We start from the raw sequence: 16,426 nt of genomic DNA, 5'->3' as shown, positions 1-16,426 counted from the left end.
CACGCTTGTCCTGTGACCGAGATTGACGCAAAGATCGATGCTCTCGTCCCCGCCTGGCTCCACCTGCCCGATATCGCCGAAATGTTCGATGTCGAGGTGACGCGTGTGCGGCAGCTGGTGAAGGAAGGCCAGCTGATCGCCGTGCGGCGCGGGGAGAACAGGGCGCTTCAGGTGCCCGCCGCCTTCATCGACGGCGGCAAGGTGGTCAAGGGCCTCAGCGGCACCCTGACGCTGCTGAGGGACGACGGCTTCACCGACGAAGAGATGCTCGAGTGGCTCTTCACTCCCGACCCCAGCCTGCCGGGCACGCCCGCGCAGGCGCTCAGCGAGAATCGCGGCACGGAGGTGAAGCGCCGGGCCCAGGCACTCGCCGTCTGAGACCGGCACCGTCCGCGGTGCGCGGCGCCGCCCCGGCCCCGGTGGCCATGGCGGCGCCGCGCACCCGCCCGAACCGACAACGGGGGGAATTTCCCATGCCCACGGCCGACAGGCCCACGGTCGACGCCCGGCTCTACCTCTGCACGGACGCCCGCCGGCGCCAGGGCGACCTGCCCGAGTTCCTCGACGCCGTGCTCGCGTCCGGGGTGGACATCGTCCAGCTGCGCGACAAGGGCATGGAGGCGGCCGAGGAGCTGGAGCACCTCCGGGTGTTCGCGGACGCCTGCCGCCGCCACGGCCGGCTGCTCGCCGTGAACGACCGGGCGGACATCGCCCACGCCGCCGGCTCCGACGTGCTGCATCTGGGCCAGGGCGACCTGCCCGTCCCGGCGGCCCGCGCGATCCTCGGGAGCGCCCCGCTGATCGGCCGCTCCACCCATTCCGAGGCCGAGGTGGACGCCGCCGCGGCCGAGCCCGGCGTGGACTACTTCTGTACGGGCCCCTGCTGGCCCACCCCCACCAAGCCCGGCCGGCCCGCCCCCGGCCTCGGTCTGGTGCGGTACACGGCGGCGCTGGCCCCGGAGCGTCCGTGGTTCGCGATCGGCGGCATCGACGCGGCCAACCTCGACGAGGTGCTGGACGCCGGAGCCCGCAGGATCGTCGTCGTCCGGGCGATCACCGAGGCCGACGACCCGGCCGCCGCGACGGCGGCCCTGGCCGCGCGGGTACGCGAACGCGACGGGTGACCCGGCCTTCCGGACCGGCGCGAGGCCCGTCCGGCGCCGAGCGCCGGTACCGGCGAGGCGCCGCCGGCCCGTATCGGCATGTGGACAGCGATCGGCCAGGTACCCGGCATTACCGTCAAATGTTCCGGTTCGGTTGGGACGACCGGCAGGCCCTGGCTAACCTGCACATATGGCCCTCGGTACAGCTTCGACCAGATCGGATCACGCACGGACTGTGCGAGATCTGCTCGCGTCCGGAAAAACGTCCTATTCGTTCGAGTTCTGGGCGCCCAAAACCGAAAAGGGCGAGCGCAATCTCTGGAACGCGCTGCGCCGGGTCGAAGCGGTCGCCCCGAGCTTCGTCTCCGTGACCTACGGCGCGGGCGGCTCCACCCGGGCCGGCACGGTCAGGGCGACGGAGCGCATCGCCGCCGACACCACGCTCACCCCCGTCGCGCACCTGACAGCGGTCGGCCAGTCCGTCGCGGAGCTGCGCAACATGGTCGGCCAGTACGCCGACGCGGGCATCCGCAACATCCTCGCCGTGCGGGGCGACCCGCCGGGCGACCCGATGGGCGAGTGGGTCGAGCACCCGCGGGGCGTGCGCTACGCCGCCGATCTGGTCCGGCTCATCAAGGAGGCCGGTGACTTCTGCGTCGGGGTGGCCGCCTTCCCCGAGATGCATCCGCGCTCGCCGGACTGGGAATCGGACACCCGGCACTTCGTCGACAAGTGCCGCGCCGGTGCCGATTACGCCATCACGCAGATGTTCTTCGACCCCGAGGGCTACCTCCGGCTGCGCGACCGCGTCGCCGCCGCCGGTTGCGCGACACCGATCATTCCCGAGATCATGCCCGTCACGAGCATCAGGATGCTGGAGCGGCTTCCGCAGCTGTCCACCGCTGTCTTCCCGCCCCGGCTGAAGGAGCGGATCCTCGCGGTCAAGGAGGATCCGGCCGCTGTACGCTCCATTGGCATCGAGTTCGCGACGGAGTTCTGCGCCGAGCTGCTCTCCGAGGGTGTCCCCGGCTTGCACTTCATCACGCTCAACAACTCCACGGCGACGCTCGAAATCTACGAGAATCTCGGACTGCACGAGCAGTCGTGACCGGCCGCACCGACCCCGTTCCGGGCGGGCGGCCGCAGGAGAGGGGCGCGCATGGGCTGGACGGTCCTCTACATCGCATTCGGCATCGTGGCCCTGTGGTTGCTGGGTGAAGTACTGCTCCAGTACAAGGCGCGGCTGCGCTGGCGGCTCCTCGCCTTCGCCGGATTCCTCGTGGTGGTCCTCGGGGTCCTGATTCCCCAGGTCTTCGTCATCGCGGTCGGCGCGATCGCCTTCGCGGTCGGCCAGACCTATGTGACCCTCTCGTTCCGCCGCGGCTTCGCCACCGGCTGGTCGATCGGCGGCAGCCCCCGCGCCGGCCGCCGCCGCAGGGCGAGTTCGGCGGCGGCCGACCGTGAACCGGCCCTGGAGGTCTCGGACCTGGAGTACGAGCCGGTCACGCCGCCCGCGGACGCCGCCCCGGCGTACGGGGAGCGGTCCGGCTCCGACGACACCGGGCCGTACGGCGGCTACGACGACGCCCCGGCCGCCGCCCGGTCCGAGGACACCGCCCGGGAGCAGGGGAGCGAGGACCGGGGGAGTCAGCAGAGCGCCGACGGATGGGGCACCGGCTTCGACGCCTACCCCGGCTATCAGCAGTACTCCCCGGACCAGACGGACCAGACGGACCAGGACGTCTTCGCGCCCCGGAAGCAGGACGGCTACGCGGACCAGGACTCCTACGGGAACCAGGACGCGTACGCGGGCAAGGAGGCGTACGCCGCGCAGGACGCGTACAGCACCGGCTACCCCGGCCAGGACGCGTACGCGGCCCAGGACGCCTACGCCCCGCAGTACGACTACGGGAACGCGACCGGCGACCAGCGGTACGCCGCCTACTCCGACCCGTACGTCGGCTCGTCGCAGCATTCCCCGGCCCACGACGGCCACCCGTACGGACCGTACGACGGCCTGGGCGAAGGGCCGGGTGATGGCCGGCAGCAGTACGCCGACCCCTACGACAGCAGGCAGTACGCGGGGGACACACCGCCCGGCGGGGTCTGGGTCCCACAGCAGCGCGAACGCGACGAGAACGCGTTCCCGCCCCTGCCCGGCGAGCAGCCCCAACAACAGGGCTACGACCCGCACTACAACGACCAGCAGTACCGGTACTGACGAACCGTCAGCCAGGCGTCGCCGTCAACCGGCCCTCCCCGCGGGGCCGGTGAGGTGACATCACCGGCCTCGCGGGAGCGGCGCCGACGCACGTCGCCGCACCGCTCACCGCGAGCCCCGGAACTCCGCACCCTCCACGATCAGCCCGGCCACCAGCGCCCCGGACATCCCGGCGTGCGCGAGGCCACCGCCCGGATGCGCCCAGCCGCCCGCGCGGTACAGCCCGCTCAGACGGGTGGCGTTGGCCGGATACAGAAACCCGCCCGAGGCCCCGGCCAGCGCGGGAGGCGGCACCGAACCGCCCGCGGCGCCGGTCTGCGCCTCGGTGTCGGCCGGGGTGCGCACCTCGCGCCGGATCAGCCGCTCCGCCAGACCGGGCAGCACCGCCCCGGCCCGCCGCGCCAGCACATCGGCGTACCGCTCGCGCAGCGCGGCGTCCGACCAGTCGACGCGCCCGTGCGCCGGTACGGTCGCGGTGAGCGTCACCGCCTCGTGGCCCTCGTCGGGGCGCGTCGCCGGATCGTCGGGGCGGGTCACCGTGACCGTGGGGACGGCGGCGGTCCGGCCCGCGAAGACATCGGCGGCCTCGGCGCTTCCGTCCGGGGAGTGCACCACCGTACGGTGCGCCGCTTCGGGGTCCCGGGCGCCGCGCAGCGCCAGCAGCACCGTGAACCGGCCGGGCGGCGGCCCGCCGTCCCCGCCGCCCGGCCCGCGCGGGCGCACGTCGCCGTCCCCGTCCGGGTCCCGCGCGACGAGGCGGCCGGGCGCGATACCGGCCACGACGTGGTCGGCCGCCGCGACCGTACCGTCCGCCAGCTCGATCCCGGCGGCGGCACCGTCCTTCTCGACGACCCCGACGACCTCGGCGCCGAAGCGGAACTCCACCCGGCGGGCCAGGCACCGTTCGTACACCGCGCGGGCCAACTCCCGCATCCCTCCGCGCACATACCAGCTGCCGAAGGTCTGCTCCAGATACGGCAGCACGGCGGCGCTCGCCGGGGCGCGGCGCGGATCGAGGCCGTACGCGAGGGCGTGGCCGTCCAGCAGGGCGGCCAGCCGGGGATCGGCCAGCTCCCAGGCGCCGATCTCCGCGAGGGTGGCCGCCTGCCGGGCGCCGCGCAGCAGCCGCCGCTGCCGTACGGCCGGGTAGGGATCGCGGCCGAGCACCTGCCAGTCCGGCCACAGCGGCTCCTCCAGCAGCGGCCTGCGGGACCGGTCCCAGGCGTCCCTGGCCCGCCCCAGGAACGCCGCCCACCGCTCGCCCGCGCCCGCGCCCAGCGCCGCGTCCAGGGCGGAGATCACGCCCGCGCGTGAGGTGTTGGGCAGCCGTACGTCCGTACCGTCGGCGAAGAGATGGCGACTGGCCGGTTCCACCTGGTCGAGCCGGACGCTCCGCTCCAGGGGCTCCTTGCCGGTCTTGACGAACAGGTCGCGGTAGACGGCGGGCAGCCGCAGCAGCCCCGGCCCGGTGTCGAAGACGAACCCGTCGCGCTCGAACCGGCCCACCGACCCGCCGTACGTGGCCGCACGCTCGTACACCGTCACCCGGTGGCCCGCCACCGCCAGCCGGGCGGCCGTCGCCATGGCGCCCATCCCGGCGCCGATCACCACAATCCCTGCCATGACAGGGACTTTAATCGCCCGGGACCGGGGGACTTCCGGCGCGGGTGGCACCCTCGGCGCCGCCGCCGCGTGCGGCCTCGCGGTCCGCCCGGCGCTGGGCCCTGCGCCGCAGGAAGCGGCGGATGCGGGCGGCGAGGAACGCGACGATCACGATGCCCGCCAGCAACAGCGTGCCCGCGATCACGGCGGCCGCCCACGGATGGAAGATCGCGAACGTGACGACGGCGGCGATCCCCAGATCCTCGGCCGTGCTCATGAGGACATTGCTGAACGGCTCGGGAGAGGTGTTGATCGCCATCCGGGTGCCCGCCTTCACCAGATGGCTCACCAGGGCGGTCGAACCCCCCACGGCACCCGCCGCGATCTCCGGCAGCGACCCGCTCTACCCGGCCAGCAACGCGCCGACCACGGCGCCCGACAGCGGGCGGACGACCGTGTGCACGGTGTCCCAGACGGAGTCGACGTACGGGATCTTGTCCGCCACCGCGTCGCAGAGGAAGAGCACGCCGGCGGCTATCAGGACATCGGTGCGCTGGAGCGGGTCGGGCACCTGGTCACTGAGCCCGGTCGCGCCGAACAGGCCGAACAGCAGGATCACCGCGTAGGCGTTGACGCCGCTGGCCCAGCCGCTGGTGAAGATCAGGGGGAGTACGGACACGGAGGCGATCGTATCCAGAGCGCGGGTCGCCCGGGGCCGGGTACGGATGGTCTGAGTAGGCGTACTCAGACCACGGGATGAGTACGGGAGCGGATGGGCCGGCCCCCGCCGGGACGAAAGAGTGGTGAGCGCGAAGGGGGCGCCGCGCCGCTCCGCCGACACGGGGCGGCGGAACGGCGCGGCACCCCCGACGCGAGGGGGAACGGGGGAAGGGGAAACGGGGAGAAGTACCGGGAACCAACGGGGGATACGGGGGTTCCGGCACACGGGGGAGTACGGGGGAGTACGGGGGAGTACGGGGGAGTACGGGGGAGTACGGGGGAGCACGGGGGACGACGCCGGTTCGGTGGGGCTCAGCACGAGGAGCCGCGCCGGACCGGCGTCCCGTATGTCCTCCGTGCGCGAAAACCGCAGGTCAGGGCCGATTGTCAGTGGTGTCGTCCAGGATGGACACATACGGCCACAGCGCCGTCACACGACGACAGGAGGCTCGTCATGGCCAGCCCCTTCACGGACGCCGCCCACCGGCGCCGTACAGATGCCCCTGCGCCCCCGCTTCCCTCCGCGCCGCCGTCCCCGACCGGGCCACCCACCGATGTCCACCCCGTCGTGCGGCGGGACTCCGCTCCGCCCGCGGCGCTGGACCTGCTCGCCCAGGCGCGTACGGGGCTGGACGAGGCCACCGGGCTGGAGATTCCGAACGAGCGTTACGCCACCGCCCATCTCGCCGCTCTGCGGACCGCCGCGGCGGTGCTCGCGGTCCGCGGACGCCCGGAGACCACGCCGCAGCGCAGGCGCCGGATCCGCAGTGCCTGGGAGGTGCTCCCCGAGATCGCTCCCGAGCTGACCGAGTGGAGCGGTCTGTTCGCGTCGGGCGCCGACCGCAGGGCCCGCGCCGAGGCGGGGATAAAGGGCGCGGCCAGCAGCCGGGACGCGGACGATCTGCTGCGCGACGCCGCGATGTTCCTGCGCCTGGTGGAGCAGCTGCTCGCGCTCGATCCCGCGCTGCCCCGGCCCCGGTCGGACGGGGCCGGCCCGTCCCCGGAGCGACCGGGCGGTTCCGCCAGGTGAGCGGAGCGGGCGGGTGACCGGGCGGGCAGGGCCGAGGCAATAGGGTGGGGCCAGGGCCCGTGGTCGTGAGTCCCGCCCGCCTCGCGGGCGGACGGAGCGCCTTCGACGACGGGCCCCGAGCCCGCACCGTTCCACGCCCCGCCGCGCGGGGCGGCGCCGCCCCGAGGAGTCAACTGCCGTGTCGGAGCCTTCCGCTGTTTCCGGCGGGGAGACGCCATCCCGCCCCCGTGGTTCCCTCCGTACCGCCGTGGTCTGGGAGGTCCTGAGCGACGCCCTCGACCGCCGGTCCAAGGCTGCCGGGACAGCGGTCCTGGACGTACTGGACACCGGCGGGGGGACGGGGAACTTCGCGGTCCCCGTCGCCCGCCTGGGCCACCGGGTGACCGTGGTCGACCCGAGCCCGAACGCGCTGTTCGCGCTGGAGCGCCGCGCTGCCGAGGCGGGGGTGGCCGAGCGGGTACGCGGCGTGCAGGGCGACATCCACGGCCTCTTCGACGTGGTCGAGCGCGGCGGGTTCGACGCCGTGCTGTGCCACGGCGTCCTGGAGTACGTGGACGACCCGGCCGAGGGCGTGCGCAACGCGGTGCGGGCGCTGCGTCCCGCCGGGGCGCTCAGCCTGCTCGCGGCCGGCCTTGGCGGCGCCGTGCTGGCGCGGGCGCTGGCCGGGCACTTCACCGAGGCCCGGCGGGCGCTCAGCGACCCGGCGGGCCGCTGGGGCGAGGGCGACCCGGTGCCCAGGCGGTTCACCGCCGAGCAGCTCACCGAGCTGGTCGGCGAGGCCGGTCTGCGGGTCGGCGCCGTGCACGGGGTGCGGGTCTTCGCCGACCTGGTGCCCGGCAGCCTGGTGGACACCCAGCCCGGCGCCCTGGACGCGCTGCTGAGGCTGGAGACGGAGGCCGCCGCGCTGCCCGCCTTCCACGCCGTGGCCACGCAGCTGCACGTTCTGGGCGAGAAGCAGAGCTGACCGGGCCTGGGCCGGGCCCCCGGGCCGGATCAGGGCCCCGCACGGATCTCCCGGCGTTCCCAGGCCGGGGCCGGTCCCGGAAGGCGTACGGAAGACATCCGGAGGGCGTTCGGAACACGTTTTTCCCGCAGGCTTCCGCGGAGCGTTCCCACGGCCCGGGCGGGGCCCGCGAGGGGGCGCGCGGGCCCCGCCGCCGAGCCGCCCGGTGCGACGGGGAGCGGTCCGGCGGGGCCCGGCGACCCCCATCGCGTGGCTGATCAGCGGCGCAGCTGCGCATGGAGTGCGCCACAGGCCCCCCGGAGCGGCGCCCGGCGCCGTATGATCGGGGTACACCATCCGGCATGACGGGTCGATGGTTGGGGAATCAACGCCTCAACAGCCGAGCCGACATGGTGGCCCGGAATGGCGAATTGGCGTTGAGGCTGGGTTTCACGGGGGCGATTCCCTGCCTATCCTTGAAGGAGCCGCATACCGGTCGCCCCCCGCGACCGACGACTAGGAGGACTCCGTGCCGCTCTCGGAGCACGAGCAGCGAATGCTCGAGCAAATGGAGCGAGCGCTGTACGCCGAAGATCCCAAGTTCGCGACAGCGCTTGAGGGAAGCGGGCTGCGTACATACACCCGGCGACGGGTCTACCAGGCGGTCGCAGGCTTCCTGGTGGGTATCGCGCTCCTCATGGCCGGAATGGTCGCCCAGCAGATCTGGATCAGTGTGGTGGGGTTCCTCGTCATGCTGGGCTGTGCGGTCCTGGCGGTCACCGGCTGGCGCAAAGCGCCCAAACCAGGTGAGCAACAGTCGGCGGCCGGTGCCTCGGGCGCCTCGGCCGACCGGCGACAACCCAGACAGCGTCGCTCGATGATGAACCGGATCGAGCAGCGGTGGCAGCGCCGTCGTGACGAACAGGGCCAGTGAGTCCTTGAAGCAGTAAGAGCACGGCTTGGGCTGAGGGGCGGACGCGTGAGGCGTCCGCCCCTCAGCCATGTGCGCCACCGGCCCCAGGCCGGACGCGAGGACGCCGGGCACCGACCTACCCCGTCGGTGCCCGGCGCCCCGCGTCCGTTCCGTGGAGCGGCCGCCCGCTTCCCCGGGTCAGCCCCGCTGCCGGGACGGCCGCCAGCGGCCCGTGGCCGCCGACCAGCGGGCGCCGACCGCCCCCAGCCAGGCCGCCCAGCGCGCGTTCAGTCTCCGCGACCCCTCCGAGACGGCCCAGACAACCCGAACGGACGAGCGGGGCGCGAGCAGAGCGCGCAGCCGGGTCCAGCGGCCCGAGGCGGCCCGCAGACCCGCACGGACCAGCCGGGCGTCCTCGGCGAGCCCCGTACCCGGCCGGGGCTCCGGCGCGTACAGCACCCGCTCCACCGCCCCGGCCACCCGGTGCACCGCCTCGGCGGGCGGCCCTTCCAGCCCGCCGAGACGGACGATTTCGGCCGCCGCGCTCCGGGGCGTCCGCGCACCGTCCGGCGGGACGCCGTGGTCCCAGGCCGTATCGGTGATCTCCCGCCAGGCCGCCAGCGTCCTGGCCGAGGCGTCCTCGGCGGCGCGTCCTCCCGGTCCGAGCCGCAAGGCCCGGACGCGCAGCCGCCACAGCAACGGCAGCAGGGGGATCAGCAGGACGGCCAGCGCGCCGAGGACGATCCCGGCCACCGTCCCCACCGGCGGTCCCGCGTCCGTGGGCGGCACCGCGCCATCGGCCACGGCGGCGCCGCACCCGGCCGGCTGCCGCCCCTCGGCGGGGCAGCTGTCCGAGGCGGACGGCTCGGCGGACGGCGTGTCCGACGCGGCGGCGTCGGGGCTGCTCGGGTCCGTCGGCCCGTCGACCGGGGCGTCGGGGCGCGTGTAGTCCGGCGCGCTGCCCCGGCTCGGGGTCGGCTCGAACCGGGTCCAGCCCACACCCTCGAAATAGACCTCGGGCCAGGCGTGCGCGTCACGCAGCCCCACCGACATGCTGCCGTCGGACTGCGGGGTGCCCGGAGTGAAGCCCACCGCTACCCGCGCCGGAATGCCCAGCGTGCGGGCCATCGCGGCCATCGCGAAGGAGAAGTGGACGCAGAACCCCTCCTTGTTCTGGAGGAAGCGGGTGATCGCCGCGACGCCGGTGCCCGAGTCGACCTCGGTGTTGTAGCTGAACCCGCCGTCCAGCGCGAACCAGTCCTGGAGCCTGACGGCCCTCTCGTAGTCGTTCGTGGCGCCCTCGGTGACCGAGAGCGCGGTCTCCCTCACCACGTCCGGGAGTATCGCCGGAATCCGGGTGTATTCGCGGCGCAGCGCGGTCGGGGCCTCGGGAGCCGAGGCGAGCTGATCCTTGGTGGGCCTGACCAGCAGGCTGCCGACCTCGTAGCGGGCGCCGCGGGTGGACTGCCCCCGGTCGCCCACCAGCGTCCGGCCGGTCGGCTCGAAGCGCCAGCGCCCGGCGATCTCCACCTCGGTGGCCGGGTAGGGCATGGGCAGATAGTTCTGCCGGTACCAGCCGGCGGCCGAGATGTTGGTCGTGACCTCGGTGGTGCTGACATCGGAGCGCAGACCGGGCGCGCCGGGCAGCCGCTTCGGCACGTCCTCGACGCTGCGCTGGGAGAACCGCCAGGACGTCCCGTCGAACTTGTCCAGCGCCATGATCCGCAGATACAGGTCCTGGGTGTCCTTCGCGTTGGTCTTGTAGCGCAGTGCCTCGCGGTCCTCGGGCTGGTTCAGGTTGTCCTGGAGCGAGACCAGCGGGTTCACCGCCGAGATGGTGCCGCCGCCGGACCCCGAACCCCTGCCCCCGCCCGCCTCGGCGAGCAGACCGCCGTCCAGCGCGGGCAGGGCGGCCGGAACGGCCAGTGCCACACCCAGCGCCACCACCCCGATCCTGCGTCCGGTACGCACCGGGGCGCGGCGCTCCGCCGCTTCCGGGCCGGACGCGAAGCGGCCCGGCGCCCGTGTGCCGCCGAAGATCCGTCCCCACTGGGAGAGCCGGTCGCGGCCCTCGGCCAGGAGCAGCAGCAGATAGCCGACGGCGGCGAGCAGGAACCACAGCCAGCCGCCGGCCCCGCCGGAGAGCCCCGCGGCCACCGAGTAGAGGGCGAGCAGCGGCAGCCCGGCCGCCGCCGCGCTGCGGAAGGTCACCGCTATGGCGTCCACCGCCAGACCGATGAGCAGCACCCCGCCGATCAGCATCAGCCGGATGCCGTCCGTGGCCGGGGCCGGTATGGCGTACCGGCCGACGTCGTCGCCGCCCTCGGTGAGCAGTCCCACGAAATCGCCCAGCACCCCCGGGGTCGGTACGAAACCGAGCAGCGCCCGGTCCCGCGCGAAGGCCACCGTGAGCATCAGCAGGACCGACAGCCCCTGGAGCGCGACCGTCGTCGCGCGCGCCAGCGGCACCCGCCTGGCCAGCGCGCCGACCCCGCTCATCACCCCGACCATGCATCCGGCCTGGAGCAGCCAGTAGGCCGGCTCCACCAGCGGCACCAGGGCGCCTGCCGACATCAGCGTGGCGGCCAGCGCACACAGCGCCAGCCTTCCGCGACCGCTCATGACCATCCTCCGGAGAAGCCTGTGGAGCCGCCCGCGACGGCCGATTCCGAGTGCTGGCGCGCGGCCTGCCGCCACAGCTCGGGCAGCTCGGCCCCCGCCTCGACGGCCAGCGCGGTCCACCCCGCCTCGCGCAGCTGCCGCAACCGCTCCTCGCTCCGGGCCGTGCTCCCCCCGCCCGACGACCAGCCGTCGCTGTCGAGCACGAAGGCGACGGCGGCGCCGCCGCGCTGCCGCATCCGGACGGCCACCGCGGTCTGCTCCTCGTCGAGATCGCCGAAGAAGGCCACCAGCAGTCCCTCGGTGGAGCCGCGCAGCGTCTCGTAGCAGCGGGTGAGCCCCGGCTCGTCCGAGTGGTCCACGACCGCGAGGGTGTCCAGCATCAGCGCGGCGCCCTCGCCGGTCTCCTGGCCGGCCCCCGCGAAGCCGTCGGTGCCCTCGCCCGGCACCGAACTGCCGGTGTCGGTCAACAGCCGTACCGCGAAGCCGCGTTCCAGCATGTGCACCACGGCGGATGCCGCGCCCGACACCGCCCACTCGAAGGGCGAGTCCGGACCCGAGCCCAGGTAGCCGGCCCGCCGGGTGTCCAGCAGCACCGTGCAGCCGGCGCGCTGCGGCTGTTCCTCGCGGCGCACCATCAGCTCGCCGTAGCGGGCGGTGGAGCGCCAGTGCACGCGGCGCAGATCGTCGCCGTAGCGGTAGCCGCGCGGGATCACGTCGTCCTCGCCGGCCAGCGCGGGCGAGCGCTGCCGGCCCTCCCCGTACCCGGCGGACTGGCCCCCGAGCCGCACCGGCGGCAGCGGTTCGGTGCGCGGGATGACGGTCAGGATGTCGTACGCGCTGAACGAGCGGGTCAGCTCGCACATGCCGAAGGGGTCGCTCAGCCGCAGTTGGAGCGGTCCGAGCGGATAACGGCCGCGCAGGTCCGAGCGCACCCGGTACGACACCTCGCGGCGCCCGCCAGGCTCCACCCGGTCCAGCACGAACCGGGGGCGTGGCCCGAGCACGTACGGCACGTGGTCCTGGAGCATGAGCAGTCCGGTGGGCAGCCGTGTGACGTTGTCCATCCGCAGCCGCACCCGCGCCTCGGAGCCCGCGGAGACCCTGGAGGGCGTCAGCCGTCTGCTGCCCGCGACCCGGTAGCGGGTGCGGTAGAGGACGGCCACGCAGATCAGCGGCAGCGCGGCGAGCAGGAACCCCACCCGGAGCAGGTCCGACTGGCCCAGCACATACGCGCAGACCCCGGCCGCCACTCCGGCGGCCAGGAACGAACGGCCGCGCGTGGTCAGCCCGGAGAGCGCCGCGCGCGGCCCGCCGCGCTCCGCGCCGTCCGCGCCGTCCGGCCCCCCGGGCGCCATCACAGCCGCCGGGCGCCGGACTGCTGGCCGAAGAGGCCGCCGCCGGGCGCGCCGGGCCGGCCAGGAGCCCGGCCCCCGTCGGCGGTGGGGACCGGGGTGCGCTGGAGGATGTCCAGCACGACCTGCTCGGCCGTCCGGCGGTTCAGCTGAGCCTGGGCGGTGGGCAGCAGCCGGTGCGCGAGCACCGCGACCGCCAGCGACTGCACGTCGTCCGGCAGCGCGTAGTCCCGGCCCGCCAGTGCCGCCGCCGCCTTCGCCGCCCGCACCAGATGGAGCGTGGCGCGCGGCGAGGCGCCGAGTCTGAGATCCGGGTGGCCGCGGGTCGCCCCGACCAGCTCCACCGCGTACCGCCGGACGGACTCGGCGACATGGACCGTGCGCACCGCGTCGATCAGCTTCACGATGTCGTGCGCGTGGGCCACCGGTTGGAGGTCCTCCAGCGGGGAGACGCTCCCGTGCACGTCGAGCATCCGCAACTCGGCCTCGGCGCTGGGATATCCCATCGACACCCGGGCCATGAAGCGGTCGCGCTGGGCCTCGGGGAGCGGGTAGGTGCCCTCCATCTCCACCGGGTTCTGCGTGGCCACCACCATGAAGGGGTCGGGCAGTTCATAGGTGTGCCCGTCGATGGTGACCTGGCGCTCCTCCATGGACTCCAGCAGCGCGGACTGGGTCTTGGGCGACGCGCGGTTGATCTCGTCGCCGATCACGATCTGGGCGAAGATCGCGCCCGGCTTGAACTCGAACTCCCGCTGCTGCTGGTCGTAGATCGACACACCGGTGATGTCCGACGGCAGCAGGTCGGGGGTGAACTGGATACGCCGCACCGAACAGTCGACGGAACGTGCCAGCGCCTTGGCCAGCATGGTCTTGCCCACACCGGGGACGTCCTCGATCAGAAGATGTCCCTCGGCGAGCAGCACGGTCAGCGAAAGCCGTACGACCTCTGGCTTGCCCTCGATCACACTCTCCACCGACGCGCGCACCCGCTCCGCTGTGGTGGTCAGATCAGTGAGGCTCGATCGATCGTCATAGGTCGTCACCCGGCCCTCCTCGGCCCTTTCCTCGGGCCGAAGGTCATCAGACGGCCCGGCCCTCCCCGAAACACGGGCACCGTCCCCGGAATGTTCCGGAACGCTGCCATCCCTCGCATTCTTCTCGCCGTTACCGTCTCGTGTCATCCGCCTGTGGATAAGTCGGTGGTATTTGTCGGCGCGATCGGCCGTCCGCTCCGTCGGGCACCGCGATCGGTGCCCAACGGAGTACGTGCCCCGGCGTGCCGCCGCTCAGTCGGCCGGCCGGCCGCTCAGGCGGTGGCGGGGTCGATTTCCCGCAGCAGGCCGGTCTTCACGTCGAAGACGAAGCCGCGGACGTCGTCGGTGTGCGGAAGGAAGGGGGAGGTTCGTACGCGCCGCATCGACTGGCGCACGTCCTGGTCGACGTCGCGGAACGCCTCCACCGCCCAGGCGGGCCGCTGGCCGACCTCCATCTCCAGCTCGTGCCGGAACTCCTCGGTCAGGCTCTCCAGGCCACAGCCGGTGTGATGGATGAGCACCACACTGCGGGTGCCGAGCGCCCGCTGGCTGATCGTGAGGGATCTGATGACGTCGTCGGTGACCACGCCGCCCGCGTTGCGGACGGTGTGACAGTCGCCGAGGGCGAGCCCCAGGGCGTCGTGCAGGTCGAGCCTGGCGTCCATACACGCCACGACGGCGACCTGGAGCACCGGGCGGGCGTCCATGCCCGGATCGGTGAACCCGGAGGCATAGCGGTGGTTGGCGTCCACGAGCCGGTCGGTGACCGTTCCGTCGGTACGGGCCGCACCGGCGGAGGCCCCGGTGGACTCTGCGGGGAGATGCGCGGAAGTCGACATACCCCTGACGTTAGTCGGCCATGAACGGTGAAGCCCCCGGTGAGAGGGGACAAAGAACCTCAACGCGGCGTGGTGTGAGCTAACCCACAGGGCCGGGCGGGCAGCGGCCGTTCGGGTGAATCGCGGCTTTCGGCCCCTCCGGCAAGCGACCCGCGCGACGCGCTGGCCGGTTGATTGACCCGAACGACCAGTGGACTAAAGTGACGCGAAGTTCACGGACACCCCCTGATCGACCCCCGATTCGTCTTCCGGATCACGTCCTGGACCACATCCTGATTTCCCCGCGTGTGCGGCGAAACGTGCGGCTCGGCCCCCTCCCGCTCGGCGGTCGGCCGACGCCCTTCCCGGCGCCGGCGGACCACCTCCCCTTCCTGAGCGGGCGGGGACCCGGCAGTACGTACGGCCGCGCCGGACCTGAGAGGGCGCATGAGCGAGCGCAGCGAGCCGGCCATGGAGAGCCGCATGTCGGCGGAGCGCGATACGCGGACGGCCACCACCCGCCCCGCCGACACCGGGGGACGCGCGTGAACCAGGTCAGACACGTCCCCGTGATGCTCCAGCGCTGCCTGGACCTGCTGGCCCCCGCGCTCGCCGAGCCCGGCGCGGTCGTCGTCGACTGCACGCTCGGCCTCGGCGGGCACAGCGAGGCGCTCCTCGCGACCTTCCCGAGCGCCCGGCTGATCGCCCTCGACCGGGACCAGGAGGCGCTGCGCCTCTCCGGCGAGCGCCTCGCCCCGTTCGGCGACCGCGCCACCCTGGTGCACGCCGTCTACGACGAACTGCCCGAGGTCCTCGACGGGCTGGGCGTTCCCCGTGTCCAGGGCGTCCTGTTCGACCTGGGCGTCTCCTCGATGCAGCTCGACGAGGCCGACCGGGGCTTCGCCTACGCCCAGGACTCGCCGCTCGACATGCGGATGGACCAGACGACCGGCGTCAGCGCCGCCGAGGTCCTCAACACCTACGCGCCGGGCGAGCTGGTGCGGATCCTGCGGGCCTACGGCGAGGAGAAGCAGGCCAAGCGAATCGTCTCCGCAGTGGTCAGAGAGCGCGACCGGGAGCCCTTCACCCGCAGCGCCCGGCTCGTGGAGCTGATCCGCGACGCGCTTCCGCAGGCCGCCAAGCGCACCGGGGGCAACCCCGCCAAGCGCACCTTCCAGGCCCTGCGCATCGAGGTCAACGGCGAGCTGTCCGTGCTGGAGCGGTCGATCCCCGCGGCGGTCAAGAGCCTCGCCGTCGGCGGCCGGATCGCCGTCCTGTCGTACCACTCGCTGGAGGACCGGCTGGTCAAGCAGGTCTTCGCGGCCGGCGCCGCCAACACGGCGCCGCCCGGACTGCCGGTGGTCCCCGAGCGCTACCAGCCCCGGCTCAAACTGCTCACCCGCGGCGCCGAACTCCCCACCGAGGAGGAGGTCGCCGAGAACCGGCGGGCGGCCCCGGCCCGGCTCCGGGGCGCGCAGCGAATCCGGGAGGACGCTCTGTGAGGGGACCGGCCAAGCAGTTGAAGGGGAGAGCCGCGCGGCTCGCCCGGCTGATGCCCGCGGGGAACAGCTCGGCGGCCCGTACCCCCTTCGTCCTGCTGGTCGTCCTGCTCCTCGCCGGCGGGCTCATCGTCCTGCTGATGCTCAACTCCGCGCTGAGCGAGGGCTCCTTCCGGCTGACCGACCTCAAGAAGCGCACCACCGACCTCACCGACGAACAGCAGGCCCTGCAACGGGACGTCGACGACTTCTCGGCGCCCTACGCCCTGGAGCGGCGCGCCCGCGAGCTGGGCATGGTGCCCGGCGGCAGCCCCGCCTTCCTGAACGCCGACGGCACGGTCAAGGGCGAGGCGCAGACCGCCGACCCGCAGCCGTCCGGGCAGCCCTCCGGCATGGAGGAGGCCCCGCCGACCACGCCCTCGACCGGGCCGGAGCCCTCCGGCCGGCCCGGTGGGGCGTCCGACCCCGCCCCGTCCGCGCCCGCCTCCCCGCCGGCCGACCCGTCCGGGGCCCCCGCGCCCGGTACGGCGTCCGGCCCGCCCACCCCGACGACCTCCGGCAGGTGA

Annotated in this window: 14 protein-coding genes and 1 pseudogene; 9 read left to right on the top strand and 6 right to left on the bottom strand. The window is 73.7% G+C overall.

The genetic code is table 11. The features are described from left to right. The first annotated feature begins 12 nt into the window (after nt 1–12). The 4 genes from ACFY6S_RS08925 to ACFY6S_RS08910 all read left to right on the top strand — a co-directional run bounded on the left by ACFY6S_RS08925 (nt 13) and on the right by ACFY6S_RS08910 (nt 3,324). Nucleotides 13–378 (top strand): Rv2175c family DNA-binding protein, encoded by a 366-nt coding sequence (locus ACFY6S_RS08925; RefSeq protein WP_388820649.1) that lies wholly within the window; start codon nt 13–15, stop codon nt 376–378. A 95-nt stretch (nt 379–473) separates the two neighbouring features. Next, nucleotides 474–1,124 (top strand): thiamine phosphate synthase, encoded by a 651-nt coding sequence (thiE, locus tag ACFY6S_RS08920; protein WP_388820645.1) that lies wholly within the window; start codon nt 474–476, stop codon nt 1,122–1,124. 169 nt (nt 1,125–1,293) lie between these two features. Further along, complete coding sequence (gene metF, locus ACFY6S_RS08915) at nt 1,294–2,211, top strand: methylenetetrahydrofolate reductase [NAD(P)H] (protein ID WP_388820642.1); 918 nt, start codon at nt 1,294–1,296, stop codon at nt 2,209–2,211. Between the two features lie 51 nt (nt 2,212–2,262). Then, nucleotides 2,263–3,324, top strand: coding sequence for a hypothetical protein (locus ACFY6S_RS08910; RefSeq protein ID WP_388820639.1), 1,062 nt, complete (start codon nt 2,263–2,265; stop codon nt 3,322–3,324). A 105-nt stretch (nt 3,325–3,429) separates the two neighbouring features. Here ACFY6S_RS08910 and ACFY6S_RS08905 read toward each other — a convergent pair whose 3' ends face one another. Next, nucleotides 3,430–4,947: a phytoene desaturase family protein gene (locus ACFY6S_RS08905; RefSeq protein WP_388820637.1), complete on the bottom strand. Its 1,518-nt coding sequence runs from the start codon at nt 4,945–4,947 to the stop codon at nt 3,430–3,432. Between the two features lie 10 nt (nt 4,948–4,957). Then, a pseudogene (locus ACFY6S_RS08900) lies at nt 4,958–5,605 on the bottom strand (DUF4126 domain-containing protein). A 495-nt stretch (nt 5,606–6,100) separates the two neighbouring features. Between ACFY6S_RS08900 and ACFY6S_RS08895 the strand changes: the two are divergent. The 3 genes from ACFY6S_RS08895 (at nt 6,101) to ACFY6S_RS08885 (ending at nt 8,553) form a co-directional block, all read left to right on the top strand. Then, a complete protein-coding gene (locus ACFY6S_RS08895) occupies nt 6,101–6,676 on the top strand; it encodes an SAV_6107 family HEPN domain-containing protein (RefSeq protein WP_388820634.1) in 576 nt (191 codons plus the stop codon). Nucleotides 6,677–6,854: 178 nt separating this feature from the next. After that, nucleotides 6,855–7,640, top strand: coding sequence for a methyltransferase (locus ACFY6S_RS08890; RefSeq protein WP_388820631.1), 786 nt, complete (start codon nt 6,855–6,857; stop codon nt 7,638–7,640). 508 nt (nt 7,641–8,148) lie between these two features. After that, nucleotides 8,149–8,553, top strand: a complete 405-nt coding sequence (locus ACFY6S_RS08885; RefSeq protein WP_388820629.1) for a DUF3040 domain-containing protein — start codon at nt 8,149–8,151, stop codon at nt 8,551–8,553. Between the two features lie 177 nt (nt 8,554–8,730). Here the strand turns inward: ACFY6S_RS08885 and ACFY6S_RS08880 are convergent, their stop codons facing one another. From ACFY6S_RS08880 to ACFY6S_RS08865, 4 genes are all read right to left on the bottom strand, one after another. Then, the gene (locus ACFY6S_RS08880; protein ID WP_388820626.1) at nt 8,731–11,154 is read right to left on the bottom strand and encodes a transglutaminaseTgpA domain-containing protein; all 2,424 of its coding nucleotides are present in this window, start codon (nt 11,152–11,154) and stop codon (nt 8,731–8,733) included. After that, entirely contained in the window at nt 11,151–12,509 is a 1,359-nt protein-coding gene (locus ACFY6S_RS08875; protein WP_388820624.1) for a DUF58 domain-containing protein, read from the bottom strand. The genes ACFY6S_RS08880 and ACFY6S_RS08875 overlap by 4 nt, the downstream gene beginning before the upstream one ends. Then, nucleotides 12,509–13,552 carry an AAA family ATPase gene (locus tag ACFY6S_RS08870; RefSeq protein ID WP_388820621.1) on the bottom strand — a complete coding sequence of 348 codons (1,044 nt, stop codon included), beginning with the start codon at nt 13,550–13,552 and terminating at the stop codon, nt 12,509–12,511. Before ACFY6S_RS08870 ends, ACFY6S_RS08875 begins: the two co-directional genes overlap by 1 nt. Nucleotides 13,553–13,815: 263 nt before the next feature. Beyond that, nucleotides 13,816–14,382 (bottom strand): beta-class carbonic anhydrase, encoded by a 567-nt coding sequence (locus tag ACFY6S_RS08865; protein ID WP_388820619.1) that lies wholly within the window; start codon nt 14,380–14,382, stop codon nt 13,816–13,818. Nucleotides 14,383–14,906: 524 nt separating this feature from the next. Here ACFY6S_RS08865 and rsmH point away from each other — a divergent pair. Both rsmH and ACFY6S_RS08855 read left to right on the top strand, forming a co-directional pair. Then, nucleotides 14,907–15,863 (top strand): 16S rRNA (cytosine(1402)-N(4))-methyltransferase RsmH, encoded by a 957-nt coding sequence (gene rsmH / locus ACFY6S_RS08860; protein ID WP_388820617.1) that lies wholly within the window; start codon nt 14,907–14,909, stop codon nt 15,861–15,863. After that, a complete protein-coding gene (locus ACFY6S_RS08855; protein ID WP_388820613.1) occupies nt 15,860–16,426 on the top strand; it encodes a cell division protein FtsL in 567 nt (188 codons plus the stop codon). Before rsmH ends, ACFY6S_RS08855 begins: the two co-directional genes overlap by 4 nt.

This window comes from Streptomyces sp. NPDC012835 (assembly GCF_042900885.1).
Lineage (GTDB): Bacteria > Actinomycetota > Actinomycetes > Streptomycetales > Streptomycetaceae > Streptomyces.
This window is presented reverse-complemented; position numbering and strand designations above follow the sequence as displayed.

What these genes read in the sequence shown, in the direction of transcription:
- ACFY6S_RS08905 (WP_388820637.1), bottom strand. Translation starts at nt 4,947, where the DNA reads ATGGCAGGGATTGTGGTGATCGGCGCCGGGATGGGCGCCATGGCGACG.
- ACFY6S_RS08865 (WP_388820619.1), bottom strand. Translation starts at nt 14,382, where the DNA reads ATGTCGACTTCCGCGCATCTCCCCGCAGAGTCCACCGGGGCCTCCGCC.
- metF (WP_388820642.1), top strand. Translation starts at nt 1,294, where the DNA reads ATGGCCCTCGGTACAGCTTCGACCAGATCGGATCACGCACGGACTGTG.
- ACFY6S_RS08895 (WP_388820634.1), top strand. Translation starts at nt 6,101, where the DNA reads ATGGCCAGCCCCTTCACGGACGCCGCCCACCGGCGCCGTACAGATGCC.
- thiE (WP_388820645.1), top strand. Translation starts at nt 474, where the DNA reads ATGCCCACGGCCGACAGGCCCACGGTCGACGCCCGGCTCTACCTCTGC.
- ACFY6S_RS08880 (WP_388820626.1), bottom strand. Translation starts at nt 11,154, where the DNA reads ATGAGCGGTCGCGGAAGGCTGGCGCTGTGTGCGCTGGCCGCCACGCTG.
- ACFY6S_RS08910 (WP_388820639.1), top strand. Translation starts at nt 2,263, where the DNA reads ATGGGCTGGACGGTCCTCTACATCGCATTCGGCATCGTGGCCCTGTGG.
- ACFY6S_RS08875 (WP_388820624.1), bottom strand. Translation starts at nt 12,509, where the DNA reads ATGGCGCCCGGGGGGCCGGACGGCGCGGACGGCGCGGAGCGCGGCGGG.